This window comes from Streptomyces sp. NPDC050315, assembly GCF_040655775.1.
Taxonomy (GTDB): domain Bacteria; phylum Actinomycetota; class Actinomycetes; order Streptomycetales; family Streptomycetaceae; genus Streptomyces.
In genome coordinates this window covers 1,457,299-1,481,686 of the sequence record NZ_JBFAKN010000001.1, presented here as the reverse complement: position 1 = coordinate 1,481,686, position 24,388 = coordinate 1,457,299, and the positions used below count along the sequence as shown (strand labels likewise).

21 protein-coding genes and 6 pseudogenes are annotated in these 24,388 nt (G+C 67.9%); 8 read left to right on the top strand and 19 right to left on the bottom strand.

All coding sequences use genetic code 11. The annotated features are described in order from the left end of the window. Nucleotides 1-105: 105 nt before the first annotated feature. The 4 genes and pseudogenes from AB0I82_RS06335 to AB0I82_RS06320 form a co-directional block, all read right to left on the bottom strand. Complete coding sequence (locus AB0I82_RS06335; protein WP_363255902.1) at nt 106-1,068, bottom strand: nitroreductase family protein; 963 nt, start codon at nt 1,066-1,068, stop codon at nt 106-108. A 135-nt stretch (nt 1,069-1,203) separates the two neighbouring features. Next, a pseudogene (locus AB0I82_RS06330) lies at nt 1,204-2,122 on the bottom strand (pyridoxamine 5'-phosphate oxidase family protein). Nucleotides 2,123-2,332: 210 nt separating this feature from the next. Then, nucleotides 2,333-2,803: an Hsp20/alpha crystallin family protein gene (locus AB0I82_RS06325; RefSeq protein WP_363255901.1), complete on the bottom strand. Its 471-nt coding sequence runs from the start codon at nt 2,801-2,803 to the stop codon at nt 2,333-2,335. Between the two features lie 130 nt (nt 2,804-2,933). Continuing rightward, a pseudogene (locus tag AB0I82_RS06320) lies at nt 2,934-3,062 on the bottom strand (dsRBD fold-containing protein); the annotation flags it as partial. 209 nt (nt 3,063-3,271) lie between these two features. Here AB0I82_RS06320 and AB0I82_RS06315 point away from each other — a divergent pair. Further along, nucleotides 3,272-3,499 (top strand): annotated as a pseudogene (locus AB0I82_RS06315) (IS5/IS1182 family transposase); the annotation flags it as partial. A 74-nt stretch (nt 3,500-3,573) separates the two neighbouring features. On the opposite strand, the gene AB0I82_RS06310 reads toward AB0I82_RS06315, so the two are convergent. The 3 genes from AB0I82_RS06310 to AB0I82_RS06300 form a co-directional block, all read right to left on the bottom strand. Further along, on the bottom strand, nt 3,574-3,726 hold the full coding sequence (locus AB0I82_RS06310) for a hypothetical protein (protein ID WP_363255900.1): 153 nt from the start codon (nt 3,724-3,726) through the stop codon (nt 3,574-3,576). Between the two features lie 219 nt (nt 3,727-3,945). Continuing rightward, a complete protein-coding gene (locus AB0I82_RS06305) occupies nt 3,946-4,110 on the bottom strand; it encodes an FAD-binding protein (protein WP_363255899.1) in 165 nt (54 codons plus the stop codon). Then, entirely contained in the window at nt 4,107-4,553 is a 447-nt protein-coding gene (locus AB0I82_RS06300; protein WP_363255898.1) for a nuclear transport factor 2 family protein, read from the bottom strand. The genes AB0I82_RS06305 and AB0I82_RS06300 overlap by 4 nt, the downstream gene beginning before the upstream one ends. A 154-nt stretch (nt 4,554-4,707) precedes the next feature. On the opposite strand from AB0I82_RS06300, the gene AB0I82_RS06295 reads away from it, so the two are divergent. Both AB0I82_RS06295 and AB0I82_RS06290 read left to right on the top strand, forming a co-directional pair. Beyond that, nucleotides 4,708-5,301 carry a PadR family transcriptional regulator gene (locus tag AB0I82_RS06295; protein ID WP_363255897.1) on the top strand — a complete coding sequence of 198 codons (594 nt, stop codon included), beginning with the start codon at nt 4,708-4,710 and terminating at the stop codon, nt 5,299-5,301. A 186-nt stretch (nt 5,302-5,487) separates the two neighbouring features. Further along, nucleotides 5,488-5,826, top strand: a pseudogene (locus AB0I82_RS06290) (DIP1984 family protein); the annotation flags it as partial. 260 nt (nt 5,827-6,086) lie between these two features. Here the strand turns inward: AB0I82_RS06290 and AB0I82_RS06285 are convergent. After that, on the bottom strand, nt 6,087-6,644 hold the full coding sequence (locus tag AB0I82_RS06285) for an amino acid transporter (RefSeq protein ID WP_363256098.1): 558 nt from the start codon (nt 6,642-6,644) through the stop codon (nt 6,087-6,089). Nucleotides 6,645-7,108: 464 nt separating this feature from the next. On the opposite strand from AB0I82_RS06285, the gene AB0I82_RS06280 reads away from it, so the two are divergent. Beyond that, nucleotides 7,109-7,726, top strand: a complete 618-nt coding sequence (locus AB0I82_RS06280; RefSeq protein ID WP_363255896.1) for a hypothetical protein — start codon at nt 7,109-7,111, stop codon at nt 7,724-7,726. A 25-nt stretch (nt 7,727-7,751) separates the two neighbouring features. Then, a complete protein-coding gene (locus AB0I82_RS06275; RefSeq protein WP_363255895.1) occupies nt 7,752-8,192 on the top strand; it encodes a hypothetical protein in 441 nt (146 codons plus the stop codon). Nucleotides 8,193-8,231: 39 nt separating this feature from the next. On the opposite strand, the gene AB0I82_RS06270 is transcribed toward AB0I82_RS06275, so the two are convergent. The 5 genes and pseudogenes from AB0I82_RS06270 to AB0I82_RS06250 all read right to left on the bottom strand — a co-directional run bounded on the left by AB0I82_RS06270 (nt 8,232) and on the right by AB0I82_RS06250 (nt 14,530). Beyond that, the gene (locus AB0I82_RS06270; RefSeq protein ID WP_363255894.1) at nt 8,232-9,203 is read right to left on the bottom strand and encodes a GNAT family N-acetyltransferase; all 972 of its coding nucleotides are present in this window, start codon (nt 9,201-9,203) and stop codon (nt 8,232-8,234) included. A 1,316-nt stretch (nt 9,204-10,519) separates the two neighbouring features. After that, nucleotides 10,520-11,425 carry an alpha/beta hydrolase gene (locus tag AB0I82_RS06265; RefSeq protein ID WP_363255893.1) on the bottom strand — a complete coding sequence of 302 codons (906 nt, stop codon included), beginning with the start codon at nt 11,423-11,425 and terminating at the stop codon, nt 10,520-10,522. 366 nt (nt 11,426-11,791) lie between these two features. After that, nucleotides 11,792-11,985 (bottom strand): annotated as a pseudogene (locus tag AB0I82_RS06260) (IS701 family transposase); the annotation flags it as partial. 141 nt (nt 11,986-12,126) lie between these two features. Further along, complete coding sequence (locus AB0I82_RS06255; protein WP_363255892.1) at nt 12,127-13,548, bottom strand: MFS transporter; 1,422 nt, start codon at nt 13,546-13,548, stop codon at nt 12,127-12,129. Between the two features lie 10 nt (nt 13,549-13,558). Beyond that, nucleotides 13,559-14,530 (bottom strand): nucleoside hydrolase, encoded by a 972-nt coding sequence (locus AB0I82_RS06250; protein ID WP_363255891.1) that lies wholly within the window; start codon nt 14,528-14,530, stop codon nt 13,559-13,561. Nucleotides 14,531-14,735: 205 nt separating this feature from the next. Between AB0I82_RS06250 and AB0I82_RS06245 the strand changes: the two genes are divergently transcribed. Both AB0I82_RS06245 and AB0I82_RS06240 read left to right on the top strand, forming a co-directional pair. Further along, nucleotides 14,736-15,491 (top strand): GntR family transcriptional regulator, encoded by a 756-nt coding sequence (locus AB0I82_RS06245; protein ID WP_363255890.1) that lies wholly within the window; start codon nt 14,736-14,738, stop codon nt 15,489-15,491. Nucleotides 15,492-15,687: 196 nt separating this feature from the next. After that, on the top strand, nt 15,688-16,683 hold the full coding sequence (locus tag AB0I82_RS06240) for a GNAT family N-acetyltransferase (RefSeq protein WP_363255889.1): 996 nt from the start codon (nt 15,688-15,690) through the stop codon (nt 16,681-16,683). Between the two features lie 84 nt (nt 16,684-16,767). Here the strand turns inward: AB0I82_RS06240 and AB0I82_RS06235 are convergent, their stop codons facing one another. Both AB0I82_RS06235 and AB0I82_RS06230 read right to left on the bottom strand, forming a co-directional pair. After that, nucleotides 16,768-16,968: an N-acetyltransferase gene (locus AB0I82_RS06235; protein ID WP_363255888.1), complete on the bottom strand. Its 201-nt coding sequence runs from the start codon at nt 16,966-16,968 to the stop codon at nt 16,768-16,770. A 46-nt stretch (nt 16,969-17,014) separates the two neighbouring features. Continuing rightward, nucleotides 17,015-17,782 (bottom strand): annotated as a pseudogene (locus tag AB0I82_RS06230) (pirin family protein); the annotation flags it as partial. Nucleotides 17,783-18,133: 351 nt separating this feature from the next. On the opposite strand from AB0I82_RS06230, the gene AB0I82_RS06225 reads away from it, so the two are divergent. Further along, a complete protein-coding gene (locus tag AB0I82_RS06225) occupies nt 18,134-18,673 on the top strand; it encodes a DUF3291 domain-containing protein (RefSeq protein ID WP_363255887.1) in 540 nt (179 codons plus the stop codon). A 68-nt stretch (nt 18,674-18,741) separates the two neighbouring features. Here the strand turns inward: AB0I82_RS06225 and AB0I82_RS06220 are convergent, their stop codons facing one another. From AB0I82_RS06220 to AB0I82_RS06205, 4 genes are all read right to left on the bottom strand, one after another. Next, entirely contained in the window at nt 18,742-19,848 is a 1,107-nt protein-coding gene (locus tag AB0I82_RS06220) for an LCP family protein (RefSeq protein WP_363255886.1), read from the bottom strand. Next, a complete protein-coding gene (locus tag AB0I82_RS06215) occupies nt 19,845-21,920 on the bottom strand; it encodes a glycosyltransferase (RefSeq protein WP_363256097.1) in 2,076 nt (691 codons plus the stop codon). The genes AB0I82_RS06220 and AB0I82_RS06215 overlap by 4 nt, the downstream gene beginning before the upstream one ends. 11 nt (nt 21,921-21,931) lie before the next feature. Next, nucleotides 21,932-22,150: a hypothetical protein gene (locus AB0I82_RS06210; RefSeq protein WP_363255885.1), complete on the bottom strand. Its 219-nt coding sequence runs from the start codon at nt 22,148-22,150 to the stop codon at nt 21,932-21,934. 686 nt (nt 22,151-22,836) lie between these two features. Further along, entirely contained in the window at nt 22,837-24,366 is a 1,530-nt protein-coding gene (locus AB0I82_RS06205) for an ABC transporter substrate-binding protein (RefSeq protein WP_363255884.1), read from the bottom strand. Nucleotides 24,367-24,388: the final 22 nt, after the last annotated feature.

The window sequence follows — 24,388 nt, the reverse complement described above, 5'->3', positions numbered from 1 at the left end:
GTAGCCGTCGGGCGCGACGCACCGGCGACACCCTGCATACTCGACGGCCATGAAGGAAGCACGGTCGAGGCACAGGCGTTGACCTGTGCAGCGTCCTCGGGTGAGTCAGGGCCGGATGTCGAGGACTTCTGAGACCGGGCGGCGCGGTGTGCTGGGGCCTTTGGGACCGTATCCCAGGCGCAGCACCATCTGTGTGTGGCCTTTGCCGGATACCGGGTCGCGCAGCGGCCAGCGCAGGTCGGCCCACTCAAGGGCTTGGGTGGCGAAGGAGCTGGACAGGCCCTCGAGGGTGGCCAGCAGCAGGACGCGCTCCATGGCCTGGCCGGCGCGGAGCCAGTCCTCCGGGCGGTCGTGCGCCGTGCTGAGGAGGGCCAGTTGAGGAGTGCGTTCGAACTCGGCGGCGCCGCGGTCCGCTACCGGCCGGGGGCCGGCGAAGTCGCGCATCGGGGCTGTGCCGCCGCGCTTGCGCGGCCCGAAGGCGTAGTCCGGGACTCCTTCAGGGGCGGTGCTCTGCGAGGGGGCGTCGATGTGGGTCCATTGCGCCAGGTCCTGGTCACTGCCGCGGTCGGTGAGGTTGCGCGCCTCGGCTTGCTCAGCCAGTTCCAGCACCTCCCGCAGATGCCATGCGGAAGGGAAGGTCAGCATCGCTCCCTCGAGGCGGGCGGCGTCGATGAGCGACGTCCGCACGGCCTGGGGAACTTCCCTCTCCTCGAACGGGAAGCGGCTGCTGTGCCGCTGGTGAATGGCCGGATACAACGCGGCGAAGTCGCTCTCGCCGCTTCCGGAATCGGTCAGCTGCACCGTGGCGAGCAGCGCCGGGTTGTCAGGGGCGGGCAGCAGCTGGATTGCCGGATGCCAACCGTCGTGGACCACCGCGACCCGCAGGTTCAGCAGGGCAGCGCCGCAGCCGAGGTGGAGGGCGCGGGTATCGGGGTCGGAGTGCGGCATGACGCGGTCGAAGTCGGCGCGCAGGTGGAAGGTGCGGTTGCTCCGGAAGTAGCGGAAGCTCCACGGCTGCGCGTTGTGCATCGACGGGGCGGCAGCAGCGTCGTGGACCAGAGTGGCCACACGCTCTTCATACGGTGCTTGTGGGCTCACCGGAGTCTCCCTTCGCGAGTCGGCGGTGACTGAAACGGGACCGCTCTACCGCGGTCGTGGATCCTGGTCGTGGAATGCGCGGGGCGAGCCGCAGGCCGTGGTCATTCACTGATCGGCCGGACTGATGCGGCGGCCCGTGAGGCGCGTGGGCCGGATGGAAACCCACATCTCGCGTTCTCCGCCCGCCCATGGCCTGGTGTGGGCGTGTTCGACCAGCCGTCGTACGGCTTCGGGCTCCGTGACAACCCGCGCGGGGCCGACCGCGAGTACGCTCCAGCCCTGGCTCATGGCCTCGTCCACATGATCGACCTCGAAGGCGACCTCCGCTCCCACAGCGGCCGCGGGCACCGAGTCCGGCGCAGTACGGAAGGCAATCGCGTCATCGATGACCTCGTAGTTGACCGGGACGACCGCCGGCCCATCGGGCGTCGACACCGCGATGCGGCCCACCCCGTGCGTGGAGAGCCGGGCGCGGCATTCCTCCGGGCTGAGGTCGCTCAGCTGAGGGTGCAGGAGCGCTTGGCCCTGGCCGGGCGGCAGATCGACATCGCCCCCGCGAAGGGCTGCGACGCTGGTGCCCAGCGCCCCGGCCAGGCTGATAAGAGTCGCCACGGTCGGATCAGCCGGGTGTTCTTCGAGGTAGGCGAGATAGTCCGGGGCCATTCCGGCGCGACGGGCCGCTTCTGCCCGGGTCAGGCCCTGTCGCTCACGTTCGACGGTCACGCGTCGGCCGATGTCGCCAGGGTTGGGTGCCCCGGCAAGCGGGGGCGCGCCGGACACGGCGCCCTCACCCGCCTCATCCACGCCCGGCGGCCGGGAAGGCTCCTCGGCCTTCCCGTGTTCAAGGTGCTTGATATGCGCATCGGGCCCGGGGAACACAAGCGTCACTGTGCGTGTCCGACCACTGCACATCGTAGGGAGGTGTCCCGTCCTCGTGGTGGAGCCCGACGATCTCGCCGTCGCGTTTGATGGCGCCGGTCGTCGGACTGTCGATGACGAGCTGATCGCCGAGGTGAGCTCGCATGATCGCCGCCCTCTCCGCAGAATATTGCTGTATCCAAATCCAACGTGCCACGCGTGACGTGCCGCCGCACCGGACGCGAGGCCCGTATTCGCGGGGTGGCCGACCTGGAGGCAAGGGCCGACGGCGGAACCGCCGGCCCCTTCATCTCGGAGGCAGGCTCCGGCCTGCCTCAGGTCTGCACAGACCTCGGTGGTCGGTCCCACCCCTGGCTCAGCCGGTGATCTCGATGCGGTGCGGCTGGGCCTTCTCGGCCTTCGGAATGCGCACCGTGAGGACTCCGTTGGTCAGATCCGCACCGATGCGCTCGGTGTCGGAGTTCGGCGGCAGACTCATGCGGTAGTCGAACTGCCCGACGTGGCGGGTGTGCCGCCGGACCACGCCGGTACGTTCCTTCTCCTTGATCTCGCCGTGGACATCGAGCTCGCCTTCGCTGACCTCCACAGTGATCTGGTCCTTGTCCACACCGGGAAGCTCCAGCTCGACAAGGTACGCATCCTCGGTGTCCTCGACATCGGCCAGCGGCGCCCACGCGTCGGCCGCACCGAGCTCGGAAAAGCCGCCACCGGGGAAGGGGAAGGTGGTGCGCATCAGCTGATGCATCCGGGTACGGAGTTCCTCGAGCTCATGAACGGGATCCCATGCAGGGAAAGCGCCCCTGCTGCGACGTGCGGGAAGAGTCATCGGTCAACCTCCTTGACTTCTGCAACGGCAGCCCGCCCCGTTGGGAGACGAACCCGCTGTTCACCAGTGCGGGTTTCCAGGCCGGCAACGGGCAACCGCGAGGTTGTACGGGTCGCTTCGCCTGCGTCGATCACATGGGCCATCCAGCCACCTGGCGCGGGCTCGGCCCGCTCGCCCCCATGCCTTCGATGTCCCGCTCGGCGGCGTCCACCAGCTGCCGACCGAGGTCCTGCATGGCCCTGCCCGCCGCCAGTTCGTCGCAGGTGACGCACGCCCTCCCGCATTGTGAAGTACCCGGCGGCCACACCGACCGCCGTCATACTGCCCACGACCCAGCCCATGGTCATGGCGTCGCGCACGGCCGTAGGCGAATCGGTGAGGGCGCCGTCCCGGTCCACCCAGACCCGGCTACGCAGGCCGGCTCGTCGACTGGGCCGCCGAGAAGCTCCGGCTCACCCTTCAGATCGTCAACGCTCCGACGATATCTCGGGCTTCGTGGTGCTGCCGCGCAGGTGGGTAGTGGAGCGCACGTTGAGCTGGCTGGTCCGCTCGCGTCGTCTGGTGCGCGACGTCGAGACGCTGCCCGAGATGCACGAGGCCATGGCGCTGTCGTCCATGACCATGCTGATGAGCGCCCGCCTGGCCGGACGCGGCCGGGACGCCTTCCTCACACGGCCGCCGACACCGGCTCCTTGACCATGGTGAACAGTCCCGGCTCCGCCATCTGCTTCGCCCGCATCCCGCCGGCGGCCTCCGGCACGGCCAGAACCTCAGCCCCAGACCATATCGACCCTGAGGATCCGCTGATACTGCGGCACGAGCACCGCAGCGTCGAGGTCCTCGACGCGATGCGGCACCGTCGACCCTGGCACGGCGGCGGCCCGAATCGGCCCTGCTGTCTCGGTGACCGGCTCGGCCAACACCTCGGTGACGGTCTCGCGGCCTGGCCGAGCCGCTCCAGCTGCACTTCCGCGGCGCTGAGCGCGGCCTGGACGCGCTCGGCCTCCTCGCGCAGCCGGGCCACCTCTTCGCGCACCTTCTTCTCCCGAGCCTCCAGCAGACCGAGCACCGACGGCATCGGCCACCTCCACGAACGTGACACGAGCAAACGGAGCTCGAACACTGCCGCCACCAGCCACAGTTCATGCCCGACCAGCAGAAACCCACCGATCACATTCGGAAAGCGGATGGCTTCTGAGGTGGTGGAGGTCCACGAGCAGCGTGCGGAGGCCGGCGCGCTGGAGGGTGGCGGCGGCGGTCAGGCCGGCGTTCCCGGCGCCGATGACGATCGCGCCGACGTCGGTCACTCGCCGGTCGCCTCTCCGGCGCCGGTCGCCTCTCCGGCGCCGGTCGCCTCTCCGACGCCGGCCGCCTCTTGGGCGATCCGGTCGAACTGGGCGCCCATTGCCTCGGCGAGTGCCTTGGCGGCGGAGAGTGGGCGGACCATCACCATGAAGTCGTCGATCTTCCCCTCCTCGTCGAAGTGGAGGAAGTCGCAGCCCTGGATCTGCCGGCCGTCGACGGTGGCGGTGAAGACAAAGGCGTGGTCGCGGCCGTCGGGGTTCGCGATCTCGCGGACGTAGGTGAAGTCCTCAAAGACGCGCGTCACTCCGCGCAGGATGGCGGCGGTGATGGCCTTGCCCGGGTAGGGCTTGAAGGCGACGGGGCTGGTGAAGACGACGTTCTCGGCGAGGAGCGCCTCGATGGCGGCCTCGTCACGGTTCTCGACAGCCTTGCGGAACGGATGCACGACATCACCTTTAGTCAATTAGTTGATTAGGTGCGTCGGAGGTTAGGGTCGCGTCACGCGGGTTGTCCACCCTTCCCGCAAAGATGATGGCGACCGACATATCGACCGACATAGTCATCTCCGCGACTAATCAACGATGCGATATTTTGTGCTCATGGCATTGCGCAACGCGGTGATGGCCGCGCTCCTCGAAGGGGAGGCGTCCGGCTACGACCTGGCCAAGGGCTTCGACGCCTCCGTCGCAAACTTCTGGATGGCCACGCCTCAGCAGCTCTACCGGGAGCTCGACCGCATGGAGCGCGAGGGGCTCATCGCCGCACGGGTCGTCGAGCAGGAGCGCCGGCCGAACAAGCGGCTCTTCTCGCTCACCGAAGCCGGCATGGACGCCGTGCGCGCCTACGTCGCCGAACCGCCCGGCAAGCCGACGACCATCCGCGACGAGCTCCTGGTCAAGGTGCAGTGCGCGGACGTCGGCGACATCGAGGCCGTACGAGCGGCGATCACCGAACGCATGGAGTGGGCCGTCGCCAAGCTCGCCCGGTACGAACGGCTCAAGGAGCGCCTCCTGAAGGGGCGTACGGAGGATCAGTACTGCGCGCAGGCCGAACGGATCGGGCCGTACCTGACACTGCTGCGCGGCATGGCGTTCGAGCGGGAGAACATCCAGTGGGGCGAGGCCGCGCTCCGCATACTCGAACGACGCACATCCGCAGCCCGCGATCAGGAACACGCCACACCGCAGACGTGACCCTTCGGCAGCCGCCCCCGTACCGACTCATACTCACCGAACAGAGGCTCTACCACGCCCGGAGCGCAGACGGCTCGTCTTCTCGGGCACGAGCAAGAACTCCTCGAGCGGGACGCTGAAGCCGCGCCACCGTTCACCGGGGCACCTGCAGAGCGCGACCTGATCGGCCTCCTCCAACTAGGGGGTGCCGAGGCCAGTGAGGTGATGGACTCCCTTGAGACGTTGATCCGGCGCATCAACCGGACCAACGCCGCGGTGGAGATGGGGGAGGACGGTACGCTCACCGATGCGCTCGCGCGCCGGGACGTACTGCGGCTGCGCCACTCGGTGGTCACCGCGGCGGCGGATGCGGCAGCGGGTACGGGCGAGCGGGGGTACGGCCGGCAGCTTCGGTCCGAGCTGATGATGCTCTCCGCGCTTCCGGTCGCCGAACTGCGCGGCCAGGCGGACGAGCTCGCACGGGCGATCCGTGAGATCGATGTGCGGATCCAGCGTAAGAACTGGGAGGTCGACCTGCTGGACTGAGCAGTCCGGCAGTGAGAACGATGCGGAGCAGGTAGGCGTTTCGGAGGCGTGCACACACCGAGGGCCGGCGGTCTTCCGGCCCACCTCCTGGCGCGTGAAGAGCAACGCGGGGGTTCGATTCCCCACCAACAACGCAGCTCAGCACCGGGTACAGGTAACAGTGCACAGCGCACAGCACATCACCACGTGCAGATCCGGACGCCGAGGGCGGGCTCGGGGACTTCCGCATCGCAGCCGATCAATGCCTTCTAGGGCACCCGTCATGAGGGAGACCGTCGAAGGCGCTGGCGGGTCGAAGTGGGCCGCACCGGGAATCGCTGTTCAGGCAGGAGTTCCACGCCGAACCGCTCGTGCAGGGCCGCCATGTCCCGGCGATCCTCGTCATCGAGTTCGTACCCCGTGTGGCACATCACCTGCCCCTGCGCGGTCAGGCAGCACACCGGCTCACCCCGGAGTGTTCCGGTCCCACCGAACCAGGCGGCCTCATACACCCACACCTCGCCGTTCTCCATCGTGTAGTCGCCGTTGCCCTCCTCGTCGAAGACAACGGGATGGACATCCACGTTTCTCCCGTCACGGTCCCGCAGGACGAAACACGAGGAAAGACGGCCCTCGACAACGACGAAGCCCAAGCCGTGCAGGGCTCGGACCGCGTCTTCAGCCTGGTTGACACGGACGATCAAATCGACGTCCTTGTGCGGACGGGTCTGCTCGCCAAGAAGAGCATCCACGCCCCAGCCGCCGTCCCCGAGCCAGACCTCCACGCCCTGTGTCTCCAGAGCCTTGATCACAGCCAACGCGTGCGCAACATCCATCATCACCACGTCAGTATCGCCATGGCGCCGCCGGACACCTCGGGATTTACCTGGTCCACGCTCTGAGACAAGCCACTAGTACGTCCGGTACGTGTTCGCGTTGCTACCGAATCAACGGACGGGGCAGCCCGCCCGACCGCACCACCAGCCGCTTCGGTCGCCGCAGGCCGTGGCCGGCTGGGCGGCGTGCCCGTCGGCGATGTGGCGGGAGGGTGTCGATTGGCTCGGCTGCCGGCACTGAGCCCCGTGACCAGGAGGGCGGCGCAGCGTTGCCGGCCTCACCCGAGCGTGTCCTGGGACGGCGGCCACCCAGAGCGCTTCATGAGGGATGTGTGAGATTGACGATCTCTTGATGGCGATTGACGGAACGTGAGGTCCGTGGGGTGCCGTCTGTCTCGGTGACCACAAAAAGCTCGCCGGAGGTGTTCCGGCGAGCACGACCGAACGGGGATCCAGGAATGGTCCAGATGAGGCATCGCCGGTCTCTGGCCTGCACCGCTCTCAGCGCCACGCTTCTGGTGGGAGGTGTGCTTCCGGCTCACGCGACCGAGCGGAGCAACGCGACCGAGCGGAGCAACTCGGCTGAGCAGAGCAACGGGGCCGATGTGGGGGAGTTGATCACTATTCCGGAGGGGGAGGCGCCGGCGACCACGTATGAACGTGTGGTCCATCGAGCCGAGGAGATTCACGCGCGCACCGCGGCGGACAAGAAGTGCACCGGGGTGTGGAAGCACAGCGTCGCCAATGTCGACTGGGACCGGACGCCGGCGGGGACCGTGCGTTGGAATTTCAAGCTGACCGCGCGGTCACGCGCGAAGCTCGGTCCTGCCGTGACGGTGTCCATGCCCAACGCGTGGGTGAACAACCACGCCATCAACGCGCCGTACGGACCGCATGCGCGGGTCAGTACGTACAACTTCCACGGCAGCATGAAGAAGTACAACCGCAAGGGAAGCAACAAGAAGTACATGATCCGCACCAAGAACAAGATCACTTTCTACTGGCTCATCAAGAGCCACAGCGATCCGAGGGCCGGCGCCACGCGGTACATCACCTGCCAGGTGCCCGCCAAGGGATCGGGATGAGCGATAAGCGTCGGCAGGAGCAGCCATGGGCAAGGGGAAACCCAGAAAAGGCAGCGGTGCGGGCAGGGTTTTCGCTGTCCTGAGCGGCCGTCACGAGCTGGAAGTGCGGCGTCTCAAGGCCACGCCTGATGCGATCGAGCTCTCATACCGCATCACGCCACCGCTTCCGGAGAGGTGGCGAGACGAACCAGATGGGTCCATGTCGGAGGTTGGCCCACCGGTATTTCTCTCCCTGGAAGCCGTGGACGACCTCGGCGGGGAGTACATGGATGGGGGCGGTGCTTTTGGTACCGATCCGGAGAACGGGTGCACCGATGGCACCATCTCGCTGCAGCCCGGGCCTGCTCCGGGCGCCGGGTCGCTCACCCTCACACTGACCCTGACCTGCGGGGATCAAGACAGTACCCACCGGTTCGACATGCCCCTGCAGGGTGCGAATGGCGGAGGGCGTATTCACGGGTTCTGACAGCACCGGGCCTTCCTGGCGGGCCGGGCGCGGTGGTGGTCAACGCCAGTCGTCGATCACATACGCATCGGGGTGGCTGTACCCGGGTTCATTGGGCCTGTGCATGGTCACGCCCTGCAACCAGGTGCGGAAACCGCGATCGATCATGCGCCGGTAGGCATCCGCGCGTCCCAGGTTCATGCCGGCGTCCAGTTGCCCCAGCCCGCGCTCGGCGGCCAGCCACTCGCATGCGTCGAGCAGTCGCTCGAACCGGTCGGCGGCCTCCGGACCAGGACGTACGGCGCCGAATTTGACGAAACACACGTCCGCGCCGGCTTCCGACCCGGCTCCGCAGTGGCAGACGGCCAGGCCGTCGAGCTCGGAGCCGGGGCCATGGAGCAGGATGGTGTCGCCGAGTCCCTGCGCGTGCGCGGCCACGATCTCGCGGTCTAGGCTAAGGCCCTCGTACACGGCTCCGGTCAGTGCGCGACACAGGCTCAGTGCGTCGGGCCGCTCGGCGGCGGGCAGTTCGCCGTATAGCACCCGGCCGGGGACCGCGGCACCGTCTGTGACCTGCTTCTTCATGATGGCTGTGAGGAATCGGGGCCAGAAACCGTACCGGCGGTAGAGCTCCAGATGCTTGGGACTGTGCGCGAAGGTGAACAGGCCGCGGTGGCGATTTCCCCAGGCGTCGAAGCAGTCGATGACCGGCTCCATCAGACGCCTGCCGATGCCCTGGTCCCACAGATCCGGACGTACGGTCAGCGGTCCGAAAAACCCGACGCTGCCCCAGTTGGTGGCGAAGTTCGATCCCACTACTTCGCCCTCGACCGTCGCCGCGAACGCCGCCTGTGGATCGGCCGCCCAGCGGGTGCGGACGTAGTCGACGGTCTTGAACGGATCAGGTGCCCCCAGGAAGGTCCCGAAGGCGAGCCTGCAGATCTCATCGGCCCGATCCAGGTCCGCCTCATCCAGCGGGCGGACGGATACCGGGGCCGCGCCACTCTTGCGCTCCGCTGCTGGTGAGACCATCACTCTCTCCTTCCGCCCCCCGTTCCATCGCACCACGGAGATGCGCCGCAGGCGAGGTGAACGGTACGGCGACACTCCCGAGGATCGAGGGCCACGCCGGTCTGCCTTGCCTTTCCACGGGAACCGCAGCAGGTAGCCGGCGCCGGCGACCACCATGGCCGCCTGGATATTCGGGTCGGCTACTACGGGTGCCGAGGCTCAGGAAAGCCATCCCTGCCCGGGATGGGGAGTCAGCCGACGGGTGCTGTCCGTTCTCGGGCTGTGACACAGATTTCGTGATCGATTACGGTGCGTGTTGGGCACTGGTATCCGGCAGTGGTGCACTGATGGCCAGATCTTCATCGAGTCTGGCTGCCAGGTCCTCGGCGAGAGTCGGAACATGGCGGGTGGCCCACTGCTTGGTGAGTGAGAAAGCCTCGCAGTTCCTCCTGAACGGTATGCAGGATCTCCGGTAGGCCACCCACCACGATCTCGATGGGCTGCCCGGAAGGGGTTTCTTGAGCGTCTCCGCTGTCCGGCCACAGCTGTACGATCTCGTCGGCGTGCTCAAGTCTCGGTGAAGGAGCGTGGCCGAGCCACAGGGGCTCTCCGTCTGCGACGTCGAGCCACTCGCGCCAGTTCTCCAGGCCACTACAACATCCTGGCTGGACGGTGACGTTGGTTCGGGTGTCTCGTGGACGCGCAGCCCTCCTGGTGCGATGACCTCGTCTGCCTCCAGCAGGCGGGAATCGCCTCGTTGGCGTCCATCAAGGGGCGATCGCCGTCACCTGCCCGCGAGTTGTAGCCAGCCAGCATGGCCGGCGCGCTGCCGACTTCGAGCGGGGACATACTGCCCGCCAGAGTCATGAACCGGTACGGAGGCAGGTCAGCCACCGGCCAGAAAGAGAAGTCAACGGTGTCCGGTGTCTCGGGCCTCCAGGACGGCATTCACGGTCGCCGCAGGCCGCGGCCGGCCGGGCGGTGTGCTTGTCGGCAAGGTGGCGGCGAGGGTGCCCGAACGTCTTGGCTGCCAGTACTGAATCCCCTTGGCCAGGGCCTGGCCGGTTGACTTGAACGCCAGCGTCATACCGAGGCAGACGAAGCAGGCGACTGACACCAGGATGACCTCCGGCCGGGCCCGGGGGCGGGAGTTGCCCAGGCGGCGGGGAACGCGCAAGTGGGCCGTCACGTCTGTGAAAGCGGGGACGTCGCCGGCACCCGGCACGATCGTGGACTTCACTGCCCCGGCTCAGGTGGTCGTCGGCGTTGGGCCCGGGCCTCGCCCGTTGGGGCACACCGGGGCCGGACCAACGACCAACTGATCCGGACGGAACTGCCTACGTGTGCGCACCGATCCAGGACAGCACCTTGCCCTTGATGCCGGGTGCGTTGAGGATGGCGCCGCCGTGGGCGTCTCCGGGGATCGTTTCGACGGTGACGCCGGTTGTGGGCATGTCGTGGTCGACTTCTTCGGCGCGTTCGAGGTCGGTGGAGTGGGTGACGGGGATGAAGTCGGCTTCGGAGTGGAGGAGGTACATGGGGGCGTCGTTGGCGCCGGAGGCGCGGTTTTTGACGACGGTGTCTTTCCAGGTGTCCCAGCAGCTGGGGTGCATGGTGGTGTCGGTGTCTGCGGGGTCCGGGTAGCAGCGGGTGAGGATGGCGGCGTTGTCGCGGACCTTGCGTTCCTTTGCGGTGCTGGTGTCGTGGTTGCCGTCGTTCCAGGCGCGGTAGGGGGAGGCGACGGGGGAGAGGCCGACGACGCCCTTGATGCGAGTGTTTCCTGAGCCGTACGTGGCGACGGCGGTGCCGATCTGGCCGCCGGCGGATGATCCGAGGATGACGATGCGATTCGGGTCGAGGTCGAAGCGGGCTGCGTTGGATTTGATCCAGGCGAGGGCGGAGAGGGCGTCGTTGCGCTGGGCGGGCCAGGGGGCGTCGAAGTTGAGGCGGTAGTCCACGGAGAAGGTGGCGTAGCCGGCGTCGGCGAAGGTGCGGGACCAGGTGGCCCAGCCGGAGTCCTCGTACCAGTAACCGCCGTGGAGGATGACGACGCCGGGCTGGGTGCCGCTGGTGGGGTTCCAGTAGGCGTCCAGCTTCTGGCGGGTGTGCGAGCCGTAGGCGTGGGTGGCTTCGCTGCGGGAAGCCGCCGCGGCAGGGGCGCGGCTGGCGTTGGTGGCCTGGCTGCTGCCCGTATCGATGGTCAGGAGTGCCGCGACGAGTGCGGTACAGAACGCTAAATACATTACGTAACGACGCATGGAAAGTTGCCCTCCACCACAGCTGAGCAGGCACCCGTGATCCTGGGCGCACGCTCGTGGAAGCGAGCAGCGCGAACAGAGCGTGGGGGGCGCTCGAACGCCTGCCTTGTTCGAGCGGAGCGAGCGGAACTATAGCCAGGTGAAGAAGCGGTATGTCAACGCCTACAGGGCGGAATGTACGACTTCTGGTCTCTTCTCCGGGGAGAGGCTCACTTCCCATCATTGAGACCTACATTATCCGCTTTGGCGTATCAATCACTGAGTATTCCTTGACAGCTGGGGTCGCGTTTGGCTTAGCCGTGATCCGTGGTCGGCCACAGGTGGTGCAGGTTCCCGTCCAGCACCGCACGACGTCCTGTAGGGCGTCGAGGACTCGGTAGAGGGTGAGGCCGGTGTGCGGGCTTTTGGGTCCAGGCACCGGAGGGTGAAGAAGGCATGGGCGGCGGTTACGAGGGCGACGTGGTGGTGCCGGCACGCCAGGTGCCGCCCTCGAAGTGGTTCAGACCCAGGACGTGCTTGAGTTCGCGGTAGTCGTGTCCGATGCGCCGCCCCACCGGCTGCCACTCCCACGGCGACTGTTTCACAAACCGCTGATCCCGCCGCGGCACCGACGTGCACACATCGGCAACGAACTCCGCCAACTCACCGCGGAGCCGCTCAGGTCGGGAGCTCCTGCCGCGGGTAGTTCACCGGACGACCTCCGCGTCCTCCGGTCTTGGGATGAAGAAGGAGGTGCCGCAGGCTGCCGCGACGATGGCCGTGCCGGTGAGCATCGCCGTTACGTACCCGCTCGCCGAGCCGCTGCCCGGGGGGCTGCCTGCGACCTGGAGGGCGGAGAGGAGGGCGAAGCTCAGGCCGGCGCCGAGGCCGAACGCGGCCGAGATGAGCCCGGGAAGGAAGCCAGGATGGTCCTTCGGCGCGAGGACAACGCCGAGGAGGTTGAGGACGATGTTGGCCACGCCTGCGTACGTGATGCCGAGCAGTACGGTGCATGTGATCATCACGGGCGGCGAGTGCACGCCGACGAGGGCCATGACCGCGATCACCACGGCGCTGCCGAGCAGCCCCCAGCGAAGCACACGACGGTATCCGAGGATCGGTGCCAGCCGTCCGGTGAACGGGCCGATGAGCCAGCCCACCAGGGCGAACGGGGTGAGGAAGGCCATCGAGGTCAGGCTCGCCCCCATTCCGAAGCCCACCTGGTCGTTCTGCACGAACGACATCAGTACACCGTTGACGGTGGCGAAGACACCGATGAGGGTCAGCAGGGTGGTGAGCAGTGTCGCCCACGTGGCCCGCCGGCGCAGGTCGGTGATCCGGACCAGTGGGTGCGCACTGCCCTTCTCCACCCGCCAGAACACCGCGAACGCGGCGGCCGCCACGGCCAAAAGGCCCGCCACGAGTGGCCAGTTGGCCGCGCCGAGCTTCCCCGCCTGGTCCACGGCGAGCAGCAGGGCCGCGACGCTCACCACGATGGGTACGACACCCGCCCAGTCCATCGGAGTCCCCGCGGACGGCCGGGACTCCGGGCAACCCACCGCGACCAGCACCACCGCGACGACAGCGACCACCGCGATGACCCAGAAGATGCTGCGGAAGCCGTACTCGGCCGCCAGCCAGCCGCCGACCAGGGCGTCCACCCCGGCGATACCGCCGTTGACCGCCGCCACCACACCCATCAGCGTCCCGAACCGCTTCGGGTCGGTGATCTCGGAGCGCAGCATCAGCAGGGAAATCTGTACGACGGGCCCGGCGGCGCCCTGTACGGCCCGCGCGATGTTGAGGACCGTGATGTTCGGGGCGAGTGCCGCGACCACCGTCCCGGCCGCCATGAGCACCAGCATCCACTGCAGTACTCGCTTGCGCCCCACGATGTCGCTGAACCGGGGCAGGAACAGCGAGAACATCGCGGAAGCGGTGAAGAACGCCGTCTGCGCCAGCGCCGTACCCGCCTCGTCGGTGTGCAGCTCGCGGGCCATGGTGACCAAGGCCGGGCTGAGCATGCTGGCGTTGAGCTGGAAGGCCGTGCACGCGGCGAGCAGGGCCGTCATGAGCGCCGCGGTACCGGCAGCGGCCTTCGGCGGTCGGGTGGAGAGCTCGGATGTCATCGTGGCCGTCTCACTTCCGGACCTGGCAGAGCCGGTCGACGAGGAGGTCGGGGAAGGTACCGTCGGTCTCCAGGACGACGACGGCGTTGGCGCCCGGCTGCTCGGGATAGCCGCGGTGGATGCTGCGGGTGTCCGCGACGAGCGCGCCACGGGCGGCGCCGTCCGCGGTGTCCACGGTGACGTGCAGCCGGGGCGCGAGCTTCGGGGTGACCTCGCCGAGGGCGATGCCGGCGGCGAGCGGGTCGTGGCAGGCGGAGCCGCGGAAGGGCAGCGCGGTCTCCTCGTGGAAGGCGAAGTAGAAGTCGAGGATCTCGCCGGCGAGCCGGCTCACCGGCGTGCCGTGCGCGAGCAGCCGCTGCCGGTGGTCCTCGGTGAGGTTCTCCCGCATCGTCACGTCGAGCGGTACGAGGGTGAGGTCCCATCCGGCGGCCAGGACGAGCTCCGCGGCCTCGGGGTCGTGGCCGATGTTGGCCTCGGCCACGGGGCTGATGTTGCCAGGGTGATGCACCGCGCCGCCCATCACCGTGACGTGGCGTACCAGCTCCGGGAGTCGGGGTTCCTTGCGCAGGGCCAGGGCCAGGTTGGTCAGCGGGGCGGTGGCGAGGATGTGCAACTCGCCGCCGGCCGCCCGCGCGGTGTCGATGATGAGGTCGGCGGCGTGCCGGGGGTCCACGGCGGCGGCCGGCGCGGGCAGCCGGACGCCGCCGAGCCCGCCCTCGCCGTGTACGAAGCCCGCCTCGGCGTTCACGTCCCCGCGCAGCGTGGTGGCGGCACCGGCCGCGACCGGTATGTCGGTGCGGCCCGCCACCTCCAGGACCTGGAGGGTGTTGCGCGCGGCCTGCTCGGCGCTGGTGTTGCCTGCGACGGTGGTGACTGCGCGGAGGTCGACCCCCGGCGTCTGACAGAGGTACAGCAGCGCAACGGCGTCGTCGATGCCGGTGTCGCAGTCCATGAGCAGCGGGGGTGACGCGTTGACGGGCATGTCGACTTCTTTCGAGGAGGGCGGTCGCCGGATCGCGGCCACAATTTGTCTGACAAATTGTCGTGCCGAGAGTAGGCGCGGGCGCGCTGCGATCACAAGAGTGATCTGCCCCACAGATAGGCACTTCAGGGCGAGTGTGCTGCGGGGTACCCTGAAGCTGAGCCCTCCTCGGGCCCGAAAGTGTCAGACAAATTGGAGAGCTACGATGCCCCCGCAGGGAGACCGCCGCCACTCACCCCGTGTCGAGCTCTACCAGCGCATCGTGGCCGCGATCGACGACGGAACCTTCCCTCCGGGCGCGAAACTGCCCTCCGAGCCCGCCCTCGCCGCGCAGTTGGGCATCAGCCGTCCGGCGCTGCGCGAGGTGCTGATCCTGCTTCAGGAGGACGGCGTGATCACCCGCCGCCAGGGCTCCGGCAGCACCGTCAACCAACCCCCGCCCCCGCCCGGCCTGGAGCGCCTCCTGCCCGTCGAGGCCCTCCTCGGCGCCGGTGACGTACGGTGCCGCCGGCTCGCCGTCGAATGGGAGGAGCCCACCGACTTCTCCGGCTACCACTTGCGCCTGGCGCCCTCGGCGCGCACGTGTTTCTGGGAGACGGTCGTCGAGGCCGACGGCGTTCCGGCGTGCTTCGCCCACGAATGGTCCGCGGACGAGGCGACCCTGCGGGCCGTCGACCCGTCCCTCGTCACCGTGCTCGACGTCCCGTCCACTGCGTCGGCGCCGCCGACCACCATGCTCGCCGCGTTCCTGGCCTCCGCCGCGCACCTCGCCATGACGGCCCGCAGTACCCTCGGCGCCACCACTCTCGGAAAAGAGCGCGGCGAGGCCATCTCCCGCCCCCCGGAGGCACCGGCACTGCTCATCACTCAGACCGTCTCAGCGCTCGGCCAACCCCTCCTGGCCGCCAAGTACCTGTTCCCCGCGGGGTCTCCACTGCTGTACCTGACGCCCCGCCGCTGACGATGCATCAGCTGCACAGATCCATACGAATGCGATGATGGGGCTCCGCGGCGGACTGTCGACGAAGTTGCATCTGAGCGCGGACGCCCCAGGCTTCGATGTACGCTTCGACCGCGGCCGGCTCGTTGAACAGCCGCAGCCGACTGCGGCATGAATAGGGTGGCGGACCCGCCTCGAAGCACGAGATCATCCGATCATGTCGGATGGCGCGCCAGGACAGGTTCTTCCGGTCGGCTTCGGGTTCCGGCCGTATCGTGGCGATGAAGACGACGGCCCCATGGCCGCGGTGCGGCTGGGTTGTGCTGAACGGGACCGGCTCGATGCCCATTCGGTTGTGGAAGGGCTCCCGACAGCGGCCGAGATCGCCGAAGCCTCAGCCAAGCTGGTGGAGCCGGCCAAGAACCAGATCCTGGTGGTGCACGACGGGAGCGTCGTCGGCTACTCGACGATCCGGTGGTGGCAAGAGCGGGACGACACGTGGCTGTACCTGCACCGCGGCTACCTCTTGCCCGAGCATCGCCGCCAGGGCATCGGCTCAGCCATGCTGAGCTGGGCCGAAGAGCGGATCCGCCGGCTCGTCGAACAGCATGGAACGGCCCGGACGGCAGTAATCGGCGCGAACGCCATGGCTTCTGAGCAGGACGCCACGGCGCTACTGTGCGCAGCCGGCTACCGACGTGTCTTCAGCCTGGTCGAGCTGGAGCTGGGCGATCTCCAGCAGTTGCCCGAGCGGAGCGAACTGCCGGCCGGAATACGGACGGGGTCAATCGGGGCAAGCCACTACCGTGCAGCCTGGAGAACGGTCGTCGATTCGTATGCGAATACCGGTTTCACTCAGAAATGGCCATTCCAGGAGTTCGTCGACACCGCCGACCCGGCATGCTGGAGAGCTGCATGGAACGGGCAGGACATGGTCGGCGTCGCCCTCTGCTCCATCCGACGTCATCATCACGCCGTGGGTGAGGTCGAAGAGCTGAGTGTCCGGACCGACCAACGTCGCCTGGGAATCGGCCGGGCCCTGCTGCTGGACGGGCTGCGAAGCCTTCGTGAACGGGGTGCGACGACCGCCCGACTGTTCACGGGCACGGCAAATCCCCACCGGTCCTGCGACCTTTACCAGAGTGTGGGGTTCCGGCGGCAGAACGAGTATGTCCGTTACCGCAAGCCGCTTGCTCGACCGAACGGTCATTGAGCTGTCGGGGAGGTCACGCAGGGAGGCGTTTGCGGACTGACTGAACGTCAGGAGGGCCTGTACTTCACGCTGCTGTTCGGTACCTCAGTTGATCAGCGACCGGGCCGGCCCGCCGACGAGTTCGGTCAGGGCTCGCTGGACGAGGGGGGAGGCCAGGCCCTGGCCGGCGAAGGCTTCGTCGATTTTGGTGTGGTGGAAAACGCACTGGTCATCGTGGTCGTAATACGCGGTGAAGCCAGCGGTTTGGCCGTCGATCAGCATTTCGTACCGGTGCTTGGCATCCACACGCTGGACAGTCGGAGCGGCGGCGGGCCGTGTCACCGTGGGCCTTTCAGTGGCGCGTCGGATTCTCGCGGGGTGTGAGGGTGGCCTTCGGAAGGGCGGGGGCGGGGAGGCGGTCGCCGTCGTAAGCGTCCACGCTGCCGAAGCGGTCGGACGCGTTCTCCCAGGCTTGCCGGGCTTCGACGATGTCTTCGTGGCTGCGGCCGATGAAGTTCCACCACATGACGATCCGTTCCTCGAACGGCGTCCCGCCGAGCAGGACCGACCGAGCGGGGGTGTCCGACTCGTTCGTCAGTGTCAGTGTGTTGTTTCCCGTGCCGAGGTGCCCAAGTTCCGCCGGGTGAAGGAGTGTTCCGGCCATGCGGACGTCACCTTGGTCGACGAGCAGGCCGTACTCGAAGTCCGCCTCCACCGGGAGTGTGGTCGTCGCTCGCGGGCCGAGGACGAGTTCGGCGCCGAGCAAGGGCGTGAAGGCCCGCACCGGGGAGGTGTCGCCGGCGAGAGATCCCAGGAAGACTCTGATCTCTGCCCCGCCCACTCGGGCCGGGTTCGGCACGTAGTGTTGGAAGTCCCGGCTGGTGTTTCGGTGTTCTTCCGGCAGGGCCACCCACAGCTGGACGCCGTGCAGGACCGTGGTGTCTGCGGTGGAGACTTCCGAGTGGCTGATGCCGTACCCGCCCGTCATGAGGTTCAGCTCACCGGGCCGTACGAACGCATGGCTGCCCAGGCTGTCGCGGTGCTCGATCTCCCCGCTGAACAGCCAGCTCACGGTCTGCAGGCCGGTGTGCGGATGGGGAGCGACGTCCATGCCGCCCGTTTCGCGAGGGTGGAGCTGTCGGTGGTGCTGTTTCGAGGTGGCTGGGTCGATGGTGGCTGGGTCGATGTGGACTTCCACGAGGCGGGCAGCGCTCTACCGCCTCAGCTCCCGAAAGAGCCTCTGCAAGAGGCCACTTGAAGAGGGAAAACGCAACTTCGACAGAGTCTGCGGGGGTGGCTATCGTCACCTGTCATTCGGCGGCGCCCGCAGTCGCAGAGGAGTTCCCTGAGGCTGAGTCGGTCACGCTCACAGCTCCCCACCCGACGGGCAGGTCGTCGAATCGAGTCCACGCCCGGACGGCGAGACCGTCAGGAATTTCCCCACCAGGCCCGCTCGGCCAGGGAGAGACGCATGCCCCAACTTGCTCTGTACACGTTCGGCGTCCTGAAGTCGCCCCTCACCGATCCCGCACCTCTTGTGCGGGAGTTCTACGAGAGTGGTGAGGCCGTCTACCGGGAGATCGGCCGGCACCCCGGATATATCGCTCATGCTGAACCGGCACACCACATCCAGGGCGTGCACTTCGACGCGGACTGGGGTGAATGGGGAGAGTTTGTTGTTCCGGCCTGGTACGGCAAAGGCCGCAGTGCGGAAACCACCGCCCTGGCCGCAACCCTCTCACTCTGGAGCGACCTGCGCCTCGCCTTCGACGCCATCTACACCGGTCTGCACCGCGCGGCGCTCAACAGGCGTTACGACTGGTTCGAGCGGACGGGGCACCCGGGTTACGCGTGCTGGTGGGTCGCCGACGGCGCGATACCTACCTGGCAGGACGGGGTTTCCAGGCTGGAGCGCCTCCACGAAAACGGCTCCGCGCCGTATGCCTTCACCTTCCATCGCTCGTTTTCCCCAGACGGAACACCGACCGGACGCGAAGGCGTCGGAACGTAGAGCGAGCTTCGCTGACCGGGAACCCTGAACGACTGGGTTCGCTGTGAAACGCCTCAGGGCAGCTGCCGCTACTTCCGCGGGCGCTTCTTCGGGATTGTCACCGGGCGGTCGTGTTTGAGTTCGGTGAAGAGTCTGCGGGACTGTTTCTCGTCCCACTTGATGGCGCTGCCCTTGGGGGTGGGGATGCCGATGGCGGAGACGGGGACGTTGAGTTGTTTGCCCTTGCCGGCGGAGACGCTCTGGAGCGCGCGGAAGAGGTTCGTGAGGTCTCGCAGGGTCGTGTTCTTGTCGACGATGAGGGTGTCCAGGCCTGCGTTGACGGTCGGGTAGATGTCGGCCGGGTCGAGGACGGTGGTGGGCTTGGCGGCCTGGTGGGCGAGGGATGAGAGGAATTTCTGTTGGTTTTTGGTGCGTCCCAGGTCGCCCTCGGCTTCCTGGTGGCGCTGGCGTACGAAGGCGAGTGCCTGTTTGCCGTTGAGGGTCTGGCAGCCCTTCTTGAGGTCGGCGCCGGACTTCTCGTCCTTGATGTCCCGCTCCAGGCACATCCGAACGCCGCCGATGGCGTTGACGATGTTCACGAAGCCCGCGAAGCCGATCTCCGCGTAGTGGTCGATCCGTAGCCCGGTGTTGTACTCGATGGTGTGGGTGAGGAGTTGGGGGCCGCCGTAGGAGAACGCGGCGTTGAGCTTGTCCCCGGTGGGTTTTGAGGTCTTGCCCGTGGCCGGGTTGGTGTGGCCGGGCACGGTGATCCAGGAGTCGCGGGGGAGGCTGACCATGCTGGTGCCGTTGGCGCCGGTGTGCAGCACGATCATCGAGTCCGTGCGGCGGCCGCCGCCTCCGCCCGCGTGCAGGTCCTTCTGGTCGTCCTGGGAGAGCCCGTCGCGGCTGTCGGAGCCGACGATCAGGTAGTTGGTGCCCTTGCCGTGCGGGGGGCGTTTCCCGTACGCGTCGAGGTCGACGTCGCGGTTGAGCTTGGTGTCGGCCCAGCCGTACGTGCCGACGGCGCCCGCGAGGACGGCGGTGGTGAGGACGAGCGCGGCACGCCGCAGCCGGTGCCGCTTCTTGGGCCGGCGGGCGTGGGCGCGTCTCGGCCCGTAGTGGGAGGAAGGGCGGTCGGCGTAGCGGGCGGGGGCGACGGACACCGTGCGGCCGCCTTGGTCGTGCGGGTCGCTCATGGCCCGACTCCCTTCGTCAACAGGCCCGAGTTCGGGGCCTCTTCGAGCAGCCACGGATCGGCCGTGCCGGCGCGGTCCATGCTGTGCCACTTCAGCCGGGTGCCGAGCAGCGCGGTGATCACCGACTGGATGACCACGAGGTACAACAGCTGCCGGTAGACGAAGAGTTGGAGTGGCAGCGACCACATCGCGCGCAACTTCTCCCGGTCCAGCCGCAGTGCGTATGCGGCGGTGATCAGTTGCATGGCGAGGCAGCCGAGCCAGACGACGATCGCCTGCGTCGGGTCCCGGAACAGCACGCCGTACAGTGCGAACACGTCCACCACGGGTGCGAACAGCGGCAGGAGGATCTGGAAGAGGAGGAGGTAGGAGAGCGCGCGGCGGCCGAAGCGGCCGGCCGGGCCCATCTCGAAGACCGAGCTCCGGTGCTTCCACATGGACTGCAGCGTGCCGTAGCACCACCGGTAGCGCTGTCGCCACAGCTGGCCGAGCGAGCCGGGTACCTCCGTCCAGGCGACGGCCGACTGCTCGTAGACGACGCGCCAGCCGGCCCGCCACAGTGACATCGTGAGGTCGGTGTCCTCGGCCAGTGTGTCGTCGCTGACGCCGCCGATGCCCATCAGTGCGTCCCTGCGAAAGGCGCCGATGGCTCCGGGGACGGTGGGCATGCACTCCAGGACTTCGAACATCCGGCGGTCGAGGTTGAAGCCGATGACGTACTCCAGGTGCTGCCAACTCCCCAGCAGACGACGGCGGTTGCCGACCTTGGTATTGCCGCTGACCGCGCCGACGGCCGGGTGCGCGAGCGGCTGGACGAGCCGGGTCAGCGCTTCCGGTTCGAAGACGGTGTCCGCATCGACCATCACAACGATGTCGTGGTGGGTGTACGCAAGGCCGGTGTTGAGGGCTCGGGGCTTGCCGCCGTTGGGTTGCCGTACCACCGTCACGCGGGGGTCGTCGATGTTCTCGACGATCGCCGCCGTGTTGTCCGTCGAGCCGTCGTCGATGACGACGATCTGCAGATGAGGGTGGGTGGAGGCCAGCAGCGAGTGGACGGTGGAGGCGATGCCCGCCTCCTCGTTGTACGCGGGCACCAGTACCGTCACCGGTTCGGTCACGGGCCTCAGCCGGGGTGCGCCGGGCCGGAAACGGTGCAGCCGCCGTACGTGTGCGCGGGCGAAGAAGGCGAGCAGGAGCAGCCGCAGCACACTCAGGACGCCGACCACACCGAGGGCCCAGGCCATCGCGGTGGTGAACGCGTGCCCGAGGTACTGCGCCCGGATCAGTCCCTGGCCCGCCAGCCGCTGGGTGAGGGGGGCCTGCGTGTGGTCGGAGGGACGGCCGAGCCCGTCGCTGACGGTGGTGAATCGCCGCACGTTGCGGTCCCGCAGCAGGGCCTCCGCCTCGCGGTAGCCGAGGTCGGTCTGGCTGTACTGCGTCACCACCCCCTCCCACGGCTTGCGTGACTTGCGGTCGGCGGCCACCAGCAGATAGCCCTGCGAGGCGGCCTGCTCGGCAGCCGCCCACTCGGCGCCGCAGAGGGTGTCGGCCGCGGTGGTGTGCGGCAGGCGGAGCAGCCGGGTGTGGACGCCCGCCGCGCCCGCCAGCGCGCTCTGCGTGAGGGACAGCTCCATGCGGGCGCGCAGTGGTGAGGCGGCGCCGAGATCGCCGCCGGTGTAGGTGTACGAGCCGATCTCGTGCCCCTCGTCGACGATTCGCTTCAGCAACTCCGGGTGCCGGGCCGCGCGCGAGCCGTGGACGAAGAACGTGGCCTTCACGTGATACTTGCGCAGCAGGCCGAGCACGCGCGGCGTCCACTCCGGGTCGGGTCCCCCGTCGAAGGTGAGCGCCGCGGTGCCGGCCGGCATGCCCGCCGTCTCGATCCGGTCGTCGCCGAGCCGGAGCACCGGCCTCCCGGTGTCCGCCTCGCGCGGGATGGGCGTGCTGCAGGGGCGCTTCGAGCGCGCCGAGTCGACTTCGTGCGTGGTCCACCCCTCGAAGGCGAGGGCGGTGATGACCACGGTGAGGACGAGCAGCAACAGCGCCCAGTGCCCGCGCGGGGGCCGGCGCATTGCATGCCGACTCACCTCTCAGCGCCTCCGTACGGGGCCCCGGCTCTTCCGGTGGCGGGCCGGGCGGGACCCGGATTGGACTTTCCGGGCTTTCCGGCCTTCTCGGTGACCGGCCGTTCGTGGCTGACCGGCAGCGGGTCCGTGGTGCTGGACGGCAGCGGGCCCTTGGTGCTGGGCGGTTGCGACCCGATGGGCTGCCACAGCCCGCCGATCAGCAGGCCGACGAGCATCAGGTACCCGACGCACGCACATCCGATGACGACCGCCAGAAGGCGTGAGAGTTTTCTGCGCCAGCCTGAATTATCGATGAATACTGGGTGATGTGACTGTTTTTCGCGGAGTGATGGGTGTGTTATGGGAAGGTCTCGAAGGCCTTCGGCTTCCGGCTTGTCCGATATCTCGGGAGTGCCTCGCACTCGTACTCCTGATCTGCGGCCACGCGCACACGCACGGGACCCGTCATCGTGGGGGGTGCCGAGCCCAAAGGCCCGGTTTGCACTGGCTCCGCGATCGCGCATGCGGCAGTGGCCTTCCCGGCAGGCAGGGAAGGCCACGCGTGCGTCAACGCGTCCAGTGACTATCGGCCGATGGCGTCGTCCTTACCGCATCTGATGCGGTGACACCCGGCGAAGGGCGGGCGGAGGACGCTCGCGCTCCGGGCCTCGTCGGTTGCCGCAGACAGTGGTATGTGGGGGGTGGTGCCTCGCACTGGGTGCTCCTCGTTCCCGGTCGCGGATGCGGCCGTACGCGTGGGGGTCCCGGGCCGTACCGCACCCGGGTCGTACTGGAACGGGTATGCGCCTCATGGAACTCCGGCGCACACCTGCGCCAGACGGTGCCAGTAAAAGGCCTGTTGGGGGAGGGGTTACCGGCAGAAGTTACCGCAGCTTAATCTTCCCGCCGCGTTCGGCGTCCCTCACTCCGGCGCGTACGGCTTGCCGTTACTGGCGGACACACTGATGGACCGTGTGGTGCCGTCACTGTCGATTTCGATGATGGGAATGGCCTTGCGCTGCGGGCTTCCGTTGTTCTGCAGCGAGATCCAGCCGCTCGCTCCGGGGACCGCATTTGCGCCGTTGACCGTCCTCAGCATCTGCACGACGGCATCGCGCTCGATCGGCTGGTTGGAGTTCTCCAGGTGGACGGACTTCCTGATCGTCGTGACGGCGGTGAGTACGGCGTCGTACCCCATGATGGCCTGGCCGTCGTCGAGCGCGTCGTCCCGGAACGTCGTGGTGAACTTACCGCCTGCCTGGAAGGGGACGATGGCGTTCTTGTCGAAGACGTGCGGGGCCTTGGACCAGGCTCCGGGGTGGGCGAGGCCGGTGTAGAGAAGCCTGATGTTCCCGTTCCGCAGTGCCTGCTTGACGTCGGCAAACCCCGCTGCCTGCGCGGCCTGTGACACATCGTCACCGGACAGTACGGTGATTTTCCGGTCGGACTTGCAGCGGCGGTTGGCGAGCGGCGCGAGGAAATCCGGCAAATCGCGGCCGCGCCCTGCGAAGTAGACGACACCGGGAGGATCCAGGCACAGATTGGGCATCTGGTTGTTGAAATAGGTGGCGAGCTGGGACTTGGAGGAGTCGTACTGCATCGGTTCCGGAAAGGCGAGCCGGTCCTTCGGGAGCTCGGCGGCGAACCGTGAGCCGAGCGTCTTGGTGTAGAGGTCGTTCTTGTTGGCGTCCTGAACGATGAGCACCTTGTCCTTGGCGTGCTTCTTCGCGAGGAATTGCACGGCCGCCGCCGCCTCATCGGCGTTCGGCGCGGCGACCCGCACCAGTCCGTCGTTCTTCTCCAGCTCATCGGCGGTGATGACGGAGCCGAAGGCCGCGATGTCGAGGTCGCTCAGCTTGGAGATCATTGCGTTGGTGCCGGTGAGGCTGGTGCCGAGGCCGGCGGCGGCGACGATCCGGTCGGGGTCCCGGCGTGCCTTGATCCGGCCGAGGGTGTAGTCGCGCTGCGCCTTTTCCTTCCCGGTGTCGCCGAGGAGCAGCTTGATCTGCGGAGTCTGGCCGTGGCCGCGACCGTGATTCACCTCGTACTGCGCGGTGTACGCGCCTTCCACCTCGTGGCGTATGGATTCGGTGGTGTTGCTGTCTCCCTTGCCCGGGTTCATGCCCAGCAGATACGCAACGCTGACGTACGGCCTGCCGTCCCGTTTGGCGGCTTCCCTGGTAACCCGCCGATTCTCCTTCTCGATGAGGCCGTACACATGGCGCAGATCCTTGGTGAACGGGAAGCTGCCGTCGGTGAGCCCGACACAACGTGCGCCGTCGGCCGTCTCGACCTTCTTCACGTTCTCGGCGCAGTCGGCGGATTCGGGCTGTACCAGCCAGGTGATGCCACCACCGACGAGGAGCAGGGCAGTAATGACGGCGGCGACGTACCGCCACCGGGGAATGGGGACATCGTCGTCGGGCCGGTCCTGTGCGGGCGGCGTCGCCATCGTGCTGTCGCCTCCTGTCGGT

Coding starts and splice junctions, on each gene's coding strand:
- AB0I82_RS06215 (WP_363256097.1), bottom strand. CDS start 21,920: ATGCGCCGGCCCCCGCGCGGGCACTGGGCGCTGTTGCTGCTCGTCCTC.
- AB0I82_RS06245 (WP_363255890.1), top strand. CDS start 14,736: ATGCCCCCGCAGGGAGACCGCCGCCACTCACCCCGTGTCGAGCTCTAC.
- AB0I82_RS06295 (WP_363255897.1), top strand. CDS start 4,708: ATGGCATTGCGCAACGCGGTGATGGCCGCGCTCCTCGAAGGGGAGGCG.
- AB0I82_RS06275 (WP_363255895.1), top strand. CDS start 7,752: ATGGGCAAGGGGAAACCCAGAAAAGGCAGCGGTGCGGGCAGGGTTTTC.
- AB0I82_RS06285 (WP_363256098.1), bottom strand. CDS start 6,644: ATGATGGATGTTGCGCACGCGTTGGCTGTGATCAAGGCTCTGGAGACA.
- AB0I82_RS06220 (WP_363255886.1), bottom strand. CDS start 19,848: ATGAGCGACCCGCACGACCAAGGCGGCCGCACGGTGTCCGTCGCCCCC.
- AB0I82_RS06240 (WP_363255889.1), top strand. CDS start 15,688: ATGTCGGATGGCGCGCCAGGACAGGTTCTTCCGGTCGGCTTCGGGTTC.
- AB0I82_RS06280 (WP_363255896.1), top strand. CDS start 7,109: ATGAGGCATCGCCGGTCTCTGGCCTGCACCGCTCTCAGCGCCACGCTT.
- AB0I82_RS06225 (WP_363255887.1), top strand. CDS start 18,134: ATGCCCCAACTTGCTCTGTACACGTTCGGCGTCCTGAAGTCGCCCCTC.
- AB0I82_RS06210 (WP_363255885.1), bottom strand. CDS start 22,150: ATGCTCGTCGGCCTGCTGATCGGCGGGCTGTGGCAGCCCATCGGGTCG.
- AB0I82_RS06250 (WP_363255891.1), bottom strand. CDS start 14,530: ATGCCCGTCAACGCGTCACCCCCGCTGCTCATGGACTGCGACACCGGC.
- AB0I82_RS06265 (WP_363255893.1), bottom strand. CDS start 11,425: ATGTATTTAGCGTTCTGTACCGCACTCGTCGCGGCACTCCTGACCATC.
- AB0I82_RS06255 (WP_363255892.1), bottom strand. CDS start 13,548: ATGACATCCGAGCTCTCCACCCGACCGCCGAAGGCCGCTGCCGGTACC.
- AB0I82_RS06270 (WP_363255894.1), bottom strand. CDS start 9,203: ATGGTCTCACCAGCAGCGGAGCGCAAGAGTGGCGCGGCCCCGGTATCC.
- AB0I82_RS06205 (WP_363255884.1), bottom strand. CDS start 24,366: ATGGCGACGCCGCCCGCACAGGACCGGCCCGACGACGATGTCCCCATT.
- AB0I82_RS06325 (WP_363255901.1), bottom strand. CDS start 2,803: ATGACTCTTCCCGCACGTCGCAGCAGGGGCGCTTTCCCTGCATGGGAT.